The 12,209-nt window shown below is 29.6% G+C and carries 9 protein-coding genes and 2 tRNA genes; 1 reads left to right on the top strand and 10 read right to left on the bottom strand.

Translation table 11 applies throughout. The features are described from left to right. The first annotated feature begins 47 nt into the window (after positions 1-47). Positions 48-3,221 (top strand): reverse gyrase, encoded by a 3,174-nt coding sequence (gene rgy, locus LWW95_07840; GenBank protein ID MDL1956937.1) that lies wholly within the window; start codon positions 48-50, stop codon positions 3,219-3,221. Here the strand turns inward: rgy and LWW95_07835 are convergent. The 10 genes from LWW95_07835 to cas6 form a co-directional block, all read right to left on the bottom strand. Continuing rightward, complete coding sequence (locus LWW95_07835) at positions 3,210-3,971, bottom strand: murein L,D-transpeptidase catalytic domain family protein (protein MDL1956936.1); 762 nt, start codon at positions 3,969-3,971, stop codon at positions 3,210-3,212. The two genes, rgy and LWW95_07835, sit on opposite strands and share 12 nt — an antisense overlap. A 9-nt stretch (positions 3,972-3,980) precedes the next feature. Further along, a tRNA-Met gene (locus LWW95_07830) sits at positions 3,981-4,057 on the bottom strand. A 40-nt stretch (positions 4,058-4,097) separates the two neighbouring features. Next, positions 4,098-4,172, bottom strand: a tRNA-His gene (locus LWW95_07825). A 348-nt stretch (positions 4,173-4,520) separates the two neighbouring features. Beyond that, positions 4,521-5,414: a hypothetical protein gene (locus tag LWW95_07820; protein ID MDL1956935.1), complete on the bottom strand. Its 894-nt coding sequence runs from the start codon at positions 5,412-5,414 to the stop codon at positions 4,521-4,523. After that, a complete protein-coding gene (locus LWW95_07815; protein MDL1956934.1) occupies positions 5,411-5,878 on the bottom strand; it encodes a hypothetical protein in 468 nt (155 codons plus the stop codon). The genes LWW95_07820 and LWW95_07815 overlap by 4 nt, the downstream gene beginning before the upstream one ends. Then, entirely contained in the window at positions 5,872-6,807 is a 936-nt protein-coding gene (cmr4, locus tag LWW95_07810) for a type III-B CRISPR module RAMP protein Cmr4 (GenBank protein MDL1956933.1), read from the bottom strand. The genes LWW95_07815 and cmr4 overlap by 7 nt, the downstream gene beginning before the upstream one ends. After that, entirely contained in the window at positions 6,794-9,766 is a 2,973-nt protein-coding gene (locus LWW95_07805) for a hypothetical protein (GenBank protein ID MDL1956932.1), read from the bottom strand. The genes cmr4 and LWW95_07805 overlap by 14 nt, the downstream gene beginning before the upstream one ends. Next, the gene (locus LWW95_07800) at positions 9,766-10,806 is read right to left on the bottom strand and encodes a hypothetical protein (protein ID MDL1956931.1); all 1,041 of its coding nucleotides are present in this window, start codon (positions 10,804-10,806) and stop codon (positions 9,766-9,768) included. The genes LWW95_07805 and LWW95_07800 overlap by 1 nt, the downstream gene beginning before the upstream one ends. Further along, positions 10,796-11,770, bottom strand: a complete 975-nt coding sequence (cmr1, locus tag LWW95_07795; GenBank protein MDL1956930.1) for a type III-B CRISPR module RAMP protein Cmr1 — start codon at positions 11,768-11,770, stop codon at positions 10,796-10,798. Before cmr1 ends, LWW95_07800 begins: the two co-directional genes overlap by 11 nt. Positions 11,771-11,773: 3 nt before the next feature. Beyond that, a partial coding sequence (gene cas6, locus LWW95_07790; protein MDL1956929.1) for a CRISPR system precrRNA processing endoribonuclease RAMP protein Cas6 occupies positions 11,774-12,209 on the bottom strand: 436 nt, incomplete at its 5' end.

The raw sequence follows: 12,209 nt of genomic DNA, 5'->3' as shown, positions 1-12,209 counted from the left end.
AATATTTTTTTGACTTTTTTTAATTTTATAATTATAAAGTTATTAAAATGAATGTTATTTACGCAAATCTTTGTCCTATTTGTGGTAAGGACTTAACAAGTGAAGAAATTGTATGTTCAAATTGTGAAAATGTTTTTAGTCCCCTTTGTGAATTTAAAGAAGACAAAGTTGTGAAGGATTTTCTTTCTTTTTTTAAAAAATGTATAGGAGAACCAAGAGCAATTCAAAAACTCTGGGCAAAAAGATTATTACGAGGAGAGAGTTTTGCTGCTACAGCTCCAACAGGGATTGGAAAAACATCCTTTGGAATTGTTATCTCACTTTATCTTTCTTCTAAGGGAAAAAAATGTTATCTTTTATTCCCCACTTCAATTTTAGTAAAACAAAGTGTTGAAAATATTCAAAAATTTATTCAAAAGATAAAAATTAAAGGAATTTCTATTGGATATTATCATAGTAATTTAAAGAAAGAAGAAAGAGAAAAATTTTTTGAAAATATTCAAAATTACAATATTTTAATTACAACTACTCAATTTTTATCAAGACATTTTGAAGTATTTAAAGACATAATTTTTGATTTTATATTTATTGATGATGTTGATGCTATTTTAAAAGCATCTAAAAATATCGAAAGAATCCTTCATCTTGTTGGATTTTATTGGGATAAGAAATGGAAGGGAGAAGCTAAAGGTTGTTTAATGGTTTCTACAGCAACCGCAAAAAAAGGAAAAAAAGCCGAGCTTTTTAGAAAGCTTTTAAATTTTGATATTGGCTCTTCAAACCTTACTGTTAGAAATATAGAAGATATTGTAGTAAATAAAAAAAATTTAACTATACTAAGCCAAATTCTTAAAAAACTTGGAAGTGGTGGAATAATATATACAAAAAGTGCAAAAGAAGCGGAAGATATTTATAATTTTCTTAAAAATAACTTTAAAATTGGAATAGTAATAGCCGGGAAAAATGAAGATTTTGAAAAATTTGAAAAATGTGAATTAGATTATCTTGTTGGAACTGCTTATTACTACGGTGCTCTTATTAGAGGGCTTGATTTACCTGAAAAAATTAGATTTGCAGTTTTTTACGGTTGTCCTGTTTTAAAACTTAAAATTGAAGATATTGAAAATACCTCTCCTAATATTCTTAGAATTCTTGCTTTAATTTATCGTAATTACCCAGAAATAGAAAAATATTTGCCATACTTAAATAATCTTGAAGGTAAAAAGGACATTATTGAACAATTGAGAGAGACCATAAAAGTACTTATAGAAAAAGGAGAAAAAGCAAGTAAAGATGTTGTTATTAAAAAGGGAGAGATAATATTTCCTGATATTAGAACTTATATTCAAGGTTCAGGCAGGACTTCAAGGTTATTTTCTGGTGGAGTTACAAAAGGAATAAGTTTTATCTTTGAAGAAGACACTGAAATTTTATCAGCTTTTCTTGAAAGAGCCAAATTTTATGAACTTGAGTTTAAAAAACTTGAAGAAATTGATTTTGATTTTATTAAAAAAGAATTAGATGAAACCCGTAAAAGATTTAAACGAAGAAAGGAATTTGAGTTAATAAGACCAACTCTTTTTATTGTTGAGAGTCCAACAAAAGCAAAACAAATTTCAAGATTTTTCGGAAAACCAAGCATTAAACTTCTTAATGGTACTGTAGTTTATGAAATTCCAATGGAAAAATTTGTTTTGCTTATAAGTGCAAGCATTGGTCATATAACTGATTTAATAACAAATAGAGGTTTTTATGGGATTGAAGTTAATAATGAATTTATCCCAATATATGCTTCAATAAAAAGATGTAAAAGTTGTGGATATCAATTTACAGAAGAAAGAAAAAATTGTCCAAAATGTGGTAGTCAGGATATTGATGATTCAAAAAAAAGAATATCTGCATTAAGAAAACTTGCCCATGATACAGAAAGAGTAATTATAGGTACTGATCCGGATGCTGAAGGAGAAAAAATTGCTTGGGATATTAAAAATCTTCTTTCTGGATGTGGGGTGGTTAAAAGGGCTGAATTTCATGAAGTAACAAGAAGAGCAGTTATGGAATCACTTGATAATTTAAGGGATATTGATGAAAATCTAGTAAAAGCTCAAATTGTTAGGAGAATTGAGGATCGATGGATAGGTTTTGGATTAAGTCAAAGATTGTGGAAAATATTTAATAATAAAAACCTTTCTGCTGGTAGGGCTCAAACACCTGTGCTTGGTTGGATAATTAACAGATTTAAAGAAAGTAGAAAAAAGAAAACAGTTGCAATAATAAAAGAAATGGATCTTACGCTTGAATATGATAAAGAAGAATTTGAAGTTGAAATTTTATTTATTGAAGAAAGAAGAGAAAAAAAGAATCCGCTTCCACCATATACAACTGATATTTTATTAAAAGACGCAAATCAAATACTTAAACTTTCTGTGCAAGAAACAATGCAAATTGCTCAAGATCTTTTTGAGAATGGTATGATTACTTATCATCGAACTGATTCCACCCGTGTCAGTGATGTAGGTTTAAAGATAGCAAAAGAGTATCTTAAAGAAGATTTTGCCCAAAAGGAATGGTTTATGGAAGGAGCTCATGAGTGTATTAGGCCTACAAGACCCATTGATCGAGACACATTACACAGATTGATACAAGAGGGCGTTTTACAAGTTGAAGGATTTAAATGGAGACATTTTATGCTTTATGATCTTATTTTTCGAAGATTTATGGCATCAGAATGTCAACCATATGAAGTGATAATTAAAAAATACAAAATTATTTTTGATGGAAAAAGTATTGAAGATGAAAGAATAATTAAGGCTGAAGGAAGAGCTTATCAACTTTACAAATCTGTTTATATCAAAAAAGAATTGCCTATAGGAAAATTTAAAGTAAAAGCTGAGCTTAAAAAAATACCATCAGCTTCTCTTTTAGCCCAATCAGATATAATTCATATGATGAAGGAAAAAGGCATTGGGAGACCTTCAACTTATGCTACTATTCTTAATAAATTGTTTTTAAGAAATTACATCTTTGAAAAAGGTGGAAAAATTATTCCAACATCCCTTGGTACAAAAGTATTTTCTTATCTTTTTTCAAGTTATCAAAATTTTGTTTCTGAAGAGAGAACAAAAATACTTGAGGAAAAAATGGATGCAATTGAAAAAGGACAATTTGATTATATTCAAGCACTCCAGGAATTATATGAAGAAATCAAATCAATAGGATGACTTTTTTAAATCTGCTATTTTAAATAATTTTTTGTTAAATATTATGGCTGCTTTTTGCAAATTTAAATATTGAGATTTTTGAAAATAATTTTTTAAAGGATAATAAATATATAAAGCTGTTCCCCCTTTAATTATATCAATAATCTTTTTAGCGCTCTGTAAAGAAACTGCAGGACATCCCCAACTTCTACCAATCCAATTGAGATATTTTGCCATCTTTCTATTCACATACCATGCACCATGCATAACAATGTTTCTTCTTTCAGCATTATCATTAAATCCTTTTTCCAAACCTCTTAATCTCAGCGAATAACCATGTTTTCCTATATATGGGTTTAAAGTAATGTATAATCCAATAGAGCTTTTTAAAGAGCCTGGCTTGTTTGAAAAATATCTAGCATATTTATTACCAGACATTTTGCCATGTGCTACAAGTTCTTTAAAAAGGATTTTTCTTTTTTTAAGATCAATTACAAAAAGTCTTTCTTTAGTAGAAGGTTTTGTATAATCAATAATTGTCAAGATATATGGTTTTTTAATATGCTTTTCACTTAAGGCAATATAATAAGCAGTGATTGAACATCTAAAAGCCCTAAGAGATAATAATCTTTCTGAAAAACCTAATTCAGAATAAAGCTTTTTTATATGTCGAACAAAATCTGCAGCTTTTAAAGAAGCTTCATTAGATAATACAACATTAGGCCATAAAAGAAAAATTAAAAAAATACGTTTAAATTTAACAGGAATCAAAATTATTTTTGGTAGCGGGGGTGGGATTTGAACCCACGACCTTCGGGTTATGAGCCCGACGAGCTACCAAACTGCTCCACCCCGCGCCTATTAATTTTTAATCCTTTTATTAAAAATTGTCAAGAATGGGGTGGGTGACGGGGCTCGAACCCGCAACGCCTGGGGCCACAGCCCAGTGCTCTACCCTTGAGCTACACCCACCATCAATTTTTTTCTAACACTTTTTAAAAAGAATTTCAAGGTGTTTTCCACCAAAATTCTTGTTTGTTCTACAAGAAACTGCAAGTGTGTTATAATATTAACTGTTTTGCCATTTACAGACAATAAACATAAACTTAAAACCTTTTTAGCACTTCTTCTTTCTTGCCATTATATTTGGAAAATAGATCTTTTTTAGCTAAGTAATCTTCAAAGTATTCATAAAGCTCAATTAGTTCTTTTGGAATTATTCCCCTTAATGAAAAAATCAGTAATAGATGGGAATAGACCTTTAGTATGAGCAATTGAGGCTTCTGCTCCTAAAATAAATGACCTTTTATTTCTCATTAATTAATCGATTATGAAACCAATTCCAAATGCGTTCAGCTTAATCTTTATCTCTTCTAAAACTAGCGAACCAGGAACGATACAAAGACCATATTTACCAACCTTTTGACCACTTCCTACTCTACCAGAAAGGGCATCATCTATCCATAATCTGCCTACAATAGGTTCAATATCCCCTATAAATTTTTTGTTAAAATTATTAATAATATTGATATAAAAAGGAGTGGTTTTGTTTTCACCAATAATAATTTTATCTTCTTCTATTTGGAATTTCCAAATATCTCCTACTTGTTGAGGGTATTGAGAAGATAGACTAAGTCTTCCAAAACCATATTTTCTTTCCCCACCTACTGAAATGTTTTTGATTATTTCTTTAAGAAAAAATAGATTTTTATTATATAAAATTTTAACATTTCCGTGTTCTTCTTTTATTTTATCATTTTTTATACCAATATAACCTTCAAATTCTAGGTCTTTACCTTTGACCTTGTTTTTTAAGAATTCTATCTCATGCAATGAACCTTCTTCGGCTGTTTTCATCTGTAAGGCGGTAGAGGTATAGGAGTCTAAGATAAGGGATTCAAATTCATATTTAGGATATTGACCATAATAAAAACCTTCTTTTTTAAATTTGGGTAAACAGACTTGATTCTCAATTACTGGATAAAAATTTGTAATAAAAAAATTTTTTTCTATAAATTTTTGAGCTTCTTGGTAATTTATCAAAGAATAATCCTTTATTATTTCCATATTCCTTTGTGCTAGATTTGCACTAATTGCTCCCCAAATATTTGTAGCTGGAATAAAATAACGGGTCTGATTAATAATACCTAATCTTTTCCCAAAGCCTATATGAATAGGTGAAATTGCTTTATACCTTATGCGATAAACATTCATTCTTCTTTCTCTTTAGTTTCTTTAACTTCCAAGGCCCTAGCACTATAAAGGGCGTAAGTAAGCATCTTTTCTAATATGCCTTTTACAAGAAACATTTGATAAATATTATGACAAATACCAGGATTTTCATTTTTACCAGTAAAAATCTCTCTTAATTCTTTATAATTATCTGAATTTTTAATAAATTCTTCTTTTTTTAAAAGTTCAAAGCTTTTTTGATGGATTATTTTTGCTACTTTTTCTTCAAGATCTTCGGGTTTAGACTTTAAAGAACCTTTATATTCAAGCCAGATTATATAGGCAAATGGCCCATCTGCACTTAAAACACCTATAGCCTTTGTAATGGTGTTTACAATTTTGCTTTTATCAGATTTTTTTAATTCTTTTACTAAATTTTTTGCTTCATCAGTTAAAGAAAAACCAAAGTCTGCACAATCTCTTTCTAAATTTTTAAAATTTAACATAAAGTTTCCTCCTGAAAATCTCCTATAATTTCTAATCTTCCAAATCCTCTTGTATTCATTCCTCCAATGCCTAGAATTTTAAAATAATCTGTCCCTGCTTTAACTACAGCCTTTGCCGCTTCTATTGCATTATCAGTAATATCTGAAAATTTCTTTTTAACTTCTTGGATGTAATTGCTGGCGTTATTAAACATATTATAATCCTGATAAACTGCTTCAAACCAAAATATAGTAGTTCTAGGTATTGCTTCGTAAGTGAAAAGCGCACCTTCTAAGGCAGCCCCTGTAAATGGGTCAATAGAGACAGATGTCCTTACCTCTAAATTGGCATTTACAATTAAAGGAAATATATTGTTTGGGACACAAACAACATTGTTTTTAATAATAGATGGGATGGGATCAAATTTAGTATGTGAAAGGGTTAGACATTCATCAACTTTAAATAAAACCCAGCCAAGATTTATCCTTTTATCAGACAGTTTAAGATCATTTACTGCTCTTATTTTTCCATCATCAGTATATTCTTCTTTTTTAAGAAATTCATTTAATCTTATTGGGCTTGTTACCCAAACTGGTCCTATCATGGTAGAGACAGGGAAAAATAGAATCCTTGCATCAGAAAAGGAAACCATGCTTATCCTTGCCTCAGTATCTTTACTAAAGCCAAAGGTGACACAGATTGGACAGTTAGGTTCCCCACATTGTCTGAGTCTTTCATCTTTAGGCTCATCCTTACCAGCACATCCCCTTTTATTGGGAAACTGCATAGCTGCATAAGAGCGTATCGCACCTGTAAGGGCTGTCCCTGGAATCTTTGGCACATTATCAAAGTCTCTAATAACAGTATTATCGACCCTTCCTAAACGATAACCTCCTGTACCAATATGGATAGGGTCAAGGGCTATTGCAAGGTATTTAATTGAAATCATCTTTTTCCTCCTCTAAAAAATTAAAGGCATCTAAAAAGAGTTCAAGCTCTAATAAATCGAATATTTCTAGGTTTTTACTAAAACATAAAAGAGTATCTAAAGTATTCTCCTTTTTTAGTCCTTCCATATTTTTGACTAAAGTATGTGCTAATTTTTCTATTAGCTCTTTGTCTTCATTTGTGGGAAAGTCTTTTTTATCTTTAAATAAACGATAAATTTCACTTGCTAGAATTTCTCTAAAATTTTCTAAGGCAGTTATAGTAGGTTTTTCTTTTTTAAATGACTTTGCAGCACTTATTAATTCTTCTATTTTTTGGATTCGATAAGGTCTGGTATAAATAAGTGGGAATAAACTACCTCTTTTTTGCCATTTATTATTCTTTTTCTTTAAAGTCAAATTTATCCTTATTTTTGAAGAATTTAGATATTCAAAATCAAAGATACCTGGAGCAAAGATGATTTCACAACATAAAGGAAGCTCATCAATATGAATAGGTTTTATCTGTCCATTAACTTTTCTTAAAAAATATGGATAAAATTTGTCATCTATTTCCTTATCTTTTCTGACTTTTAATTTGCGAAGTCTAGAATCAATAGAGATAATTTGATTTTCTTTTTCAAAGACATCTTCTTTAAAACTTAATGCAATTGTATTATTTTCTTTCTTACACAGTGCTCTTATTCCATAGGCTTTTATATCATTTGTTATAGTAAATTCTTTTTCTGTTATAAGATTATTTGCTACTTGAAATTCCTTTAGCATCCTTTTCCCTGCATCTAAGACCATATAAAGTGGATACTTATGGTCAGCATAAACTATCCCTAAATTTAAACACAATCTTCCTTGAACTTTATAATACCTTTCATTAAACTCTTTTCTTAATTTATTTGCTACTTTTAAGACTCTGTTTCCTGGGACAAGATACATAAATTCACCAGAAAAAGAATATATGGATTTAATTTTAGAGACTTCTTTGAAATTAAAATTATTTAAAGAAGTTATTTTTATCTTTAAAGATTCTCCATCTGTTTTACATTCAAATTCAATATGGTCATGATATTTTTCTAAATATGATTTTATTATTTCTATAGTAATATCAGGATAGGCTGCTACAGTTTCTGCTGTATCATCTTTTATAAAAAGGTCTAAATATGGATGTCTTCCTTGATATGTGATGATATTGATAATTTTTTGAGTTTTTTTATTTAAGTTAGAAAATTTTCCTTTTTCTTTTATAAAATATTCTTTAATGCAATTTTCAAGGAAATTTTTATTAAATCTATGGCGATAAATTTTATATTTTAGGTCTTCTTTTGTTTTTGAAATTCCTGAATATTTTACGCAAAATATTAGGCGTTTTATTTTAAATTCCTTTTCTTTTTTTAATTCTTTAATAATTTTTTTATCAAAATTATCTATCTCTTCATAAATGCGCATCATTCTTGAAGGAGAAGCTGGCTTTTTAAGATTTGTTTCTTTATTAACAAAGGTAGTATAAATATAGTCGCCATTTAGCCATTGATCCAATAATCCTACTTGTCCAACCAATAAGGCAAAACATTGATTTTCGTCCATAACTTCATCTATAAATTTAACTTCATCTTCTTTAGCTTTTGATTTCCTTCTTTCTTGGCACCATTTACAAATCTTATCATGATAAATAACATGTTCTTTTTCAGCAGGCATTTTAAAGCAGACTTGACAGATTTCTTTTTCTTCTTTCCACTCTTCAATCCAATTAGGTTTTATAAATCCCTCATCAAAATGATAACAACTTATCATCCCCTCAATATTTGACTCATATTCTTTTTTGAGCTCAATTATTGTTTTGCCAATTTGAAGTATTTTTCCTTTAATTTTACATTTTTCTATTTTTATGCGTGGGAGCAAAAGACCTTTAGTCTTTTCTTGGTAAATTTCAGTAATTTTGTTTAAAAGTTTTTCAATTTCTTCATCAGAAAGACTTGGGATCAAAAAATATTGACCATTAATATCTTCATAAACAAGATTCCCAAGAGGTATGTTAAATTCAATTAATTTGCGAATTTCATTTCTTATTTCTTTAAAAACTTCCCAACGACCATTATAATCTGGAAGACGATTTACCGCAGTTAAAAAATCCCTATTAGGAGATTGAACAGAAAGGATAGCTAAATTATCAGCAATTTCTTCTGGTTTTATAAGCTTATTTTTCAATAATGTATATGCTACTGTGGCTTTGAATATGGATGAAACCATATAGGCATGATTCCAAAGGGTAGTATCATTAAAAGGTGGTCTTGTATCGGCTGGGGCATTTGACCAAATGCCTTTAAGTTTACGAGCAAGATAAAAACATTTTTCAAAATTTTTATTTTGAATGCATTGGGCTATTTTATTTAGAATATTTTGTTGTTCTTTAAGCTCATATTGTGTGTTTTCTAACAAGCCAAATGGAGTGTGAAGCTTCGCTCTATATCTTGTAACCTTTTGACTTCCTTCTCTATCTTCAGCAGAATCCAAGTAATCAGCCTTTGAAAGCAATTTTTCAATATTATTTTCAGCTACAAGAAATTTATAAATTTTTTTGTTTTCATGATGGTACATAGCAAATTCACCAATAGATATGTCTAATAGGCTCTGCCATATGAAAGGAATGCTTAAAAGTGAAAGAAATTTCTTATTAAACACATCTGAAAATATTTGAAATGACTTCAAAGTATCTATAAGTACAACATATTTTCCCTTTGCGTTTAATAATCTATCTTTTTGAATTAATTGCTTATTTCTTAATTTTTTAAGATTTAGGATAAACGCTCCTATTGGGATGTGATAATTAGGAGAATATGTTTTATATTGATGTCCTTTCTTATTAATTGCTTTCACTTCCTCATAATACTTCCCTATATCATGCAAAAATGCTAATAATTCCATAAAAAAGATAAAATTGCGATGTTTTTCAATTTCTCCAAAATTCATTAATTCTTCTTCAATTCTTTAACTATCAAGTCTTTTCTCTCTTTAAAGAATTCAAATTTTGTAGATTCTATTTCATCAAAAGATAAAGAGACTCCATTCATAATAAGCTGGCAAGAATTTAACTCATCTTTAATTATTCCATACCCACTGCTCTTTTTGGCTGAAAATCCATATTTAAACATCATTTCCTTTATACCATTAATTACTATCTCTAAATCTTCTTTAGCAAAATCCTTTGCTTTATTTAGATCATTTTCCAAAGATACATACACTAAAGTAAAAGTCCCTTCTGTATTTTTAGGGACTGCCTCAATAAAAATAGGTCTTTTCCCTGCCTTTGTTCTTCTATCGTGGGGATTGATTACTTCTACATCAATATCAAAGAAAAAAGTAGGATAAAATACTAAATAGCCTTGATTAAAAGCTTCTGTTTCTTCTTTTTCATTACCAAAAAGACGAATTATTTGCTCATCATCTGATTTAAATGGCTCATCTGTTAATCCTTTAATCTTACGTATAGTCCAGCGCAAATTCCCTTTCCAAGTACTAGGAGAGACCATAGGTATCTTAAATACCCACTCCTTTTTTATTGGATTATCAAGGATATAAAATTCCCTGTCATCTTTACTAATATATGGTTTAGCCAACTTGAATTTAAATTGGATAGCAAAACTATATTTAGGTAAAATAGAAATGTAATTTTTATCAATTTTTGGAATGATTTTATCAAAAAGTTCTTTAAAATTTCTTTCTAATTTTTTAAATTTTTCTTTTTGATTCTTTAAATTTTTTATCCATGAAGTTTTAAGACTTTCAGCGTCTTTTCCATGTACTTTCATATATTGATAGAATAAAGCAGGTTGTTTTTGGCAAAGGTTGTCGTATATTCGGTTTAATTCATTTTCTATTTTCTTCTTTTCTTCTTTAGTAGAATCACTTTTATCTTTTTTAATCTCTTCTAATCTTATTTTTAGTTCTTCTATCTGTTTGATACTTTGTTTCTCTTCCAATAAAATTTGAAAGTAAAATTCACAAAACATTTTTGATATTCTCCCAAGTTAAAATTTTTATCTTTTCCCCTAATTGAGCCTGAATTAATTTTTTTATTTTTTCAAGTTCTTCTTGGCTTCTTACATAACCGAAACACCGCTTAGTTTTTTGAGGGTCACAAGAACCTTTACCATGAAAAGAGAAAATTTTTTTACTCATCCTTTCTATTCCTTCAGGACAGCATTTTTCTTCTTTAATGCAACCTCCAAGAGATATTTGGAATTTAGAAGGTCTTTGATAATATCCTTTATTGTCTCTGTTAACTAGCTGATTAATTTGCAAACGGTTTAAATAAGCTCCAGGAATAAACCAGAAGTATTTTAAATTAGGCCAATCAAGCTGATTTTCCTTATCAGAAGGCTTTTTTAAAACAATATCTTCTGTTTTATCTATTTTATATCCATCTTGATAGGTAATAATTCCGTAATCTAAATGATTTCTTTTAGAATAACTTGGTAAATTTTTATTTGAAATTTCTGATGGTTTTAAGGCTATTTTTGCACCTAAAGCACCATATTCAACAATAAGTTTAATAGTCTTTTTTAATAGCAATTTTTCTAATGGAGTAAATTTCTTTTTTTCGATGAAAATTAGATTAAAATTTGTATCTTTTTCTAATCTACCTGGTATTGGCTTACCATCGGGAGCTTGTATTCTAAATCTAAACTTCCTCCCCCACCCTGTACATCCAAATAACTGACAAGCAGGACAGATTTGTTCATCTAGGGCTTCTTGAACTGTTTTTCCTCTTTTAATTGCTTTATAAAATTTCTCTTGATTCAATTGACATCGCTCATCGCTAGTCGGATCACAAGCATACCCACCAAGCCCTCTTACCAATGCCTCATACCACCACCTTAAGCTACCAATGATGCCTGTTTCATGAAGCCGATCGCACTTGCCTTCTACTCCACCTGTCCATATTGGTGTTAAGGTTTTTAACTTAAATTCCATAATTTATTCCCTCTCAATTATCTCATACCTTCCCAAGCCAAATGTAGTGCCCTGACCAACATGGATGTATTGACCAAGTAATAGATAAGGCATAAAAGGAGTGAGATTGCCAGAAAAGGTAATGGTACCGATTAGGCCACCAAGTTTCATGCGGGTGTTCTGTCTGCTAGAGTAACGTTCCCAATCATACCAGCGCAGACTTTTTGCTTTTACTTTTATACCTTGAGCTTCTTTAAGTAATGCTTGATTTTCTTCAGGTGGAGGACCATTGCAGTAGAAGTAAGAAAGAACATCTATACGTTCTATTAAACGGGCAATAAATATGGGAAAGTTAAGATTGACAACCAGGTCTCCTTTTTCTTTAAGTCGCAATGGGGTTAAAAAGAGTAGAGTTAAAGAATGGGGAGGAGGGATGTCATTATTAATAAGCATATCCCAG

The organism is Candidatus Desulfofervidus auxilii (genome assembly GCA_030262725.1).
GTDB lineage: Bacteria > Desulfobacterota > Desulfofervidia > Desulfofervidales > Desulfofervidaceae > JAJSZS01.
This window is presented reverse-complemented; position numbering and strand designations above follow the sequence as displayed.

What these genes read in the sequence shown, in the direction of transcription:
- rgy (MDL1956937.1), top strand. Translation starts at nt 48, where the DNA reads ATGAATGTTATTTACGCAAATCTTTGTCCTATTTGTGGTAAGGACTTA.
- cmr1 (MDL1956930.1), bottom strand. Translation starts at nt 11,770, where the DNA reads ATGGAATTTAAGTTAAAAACCTTAACACCAATATGGACAGGTGGAGTA.
- cmr4 (MDL1956933.1), bottom strand. Translation starts at nt 6,807, where the DNA reads ATGATTTCAATTAAATACCTTGCAATAGCCCTTGACCCTATCCATATT.
- LWW95_07800 (MDL1956931.1), bottom strand. Translation starts at nt 10,806, where the DNA reads ATGTTTTGTGAATTTTACTTTCAAATTTTATTGGAAGAGAAACAAAGT.
- LWW95_07820 (MDL1956935.1), bottom strand. Translation starts at nt 5,414, where the DNA reads ATGAATGTTTATCGCATAAGGTATAAAGCAATTTCACCTATTCATATA.
- LWW95_07815 (MDL1956934.1), bottom strand. Translation starts at nt 5,878, where the DNA reads ATGTTAAATTTTAAAAATTTAGAAAGAGATTGTGCAGACTTTGGTTTT.
- LWW95_07805 (MDL1956932.1), bottom strand. Translation starts at nt 9,766, where the DNA reads ATGAATTTTGGAGAAATTGAAAAACATCGCAATTTTATCTTTTTTATG.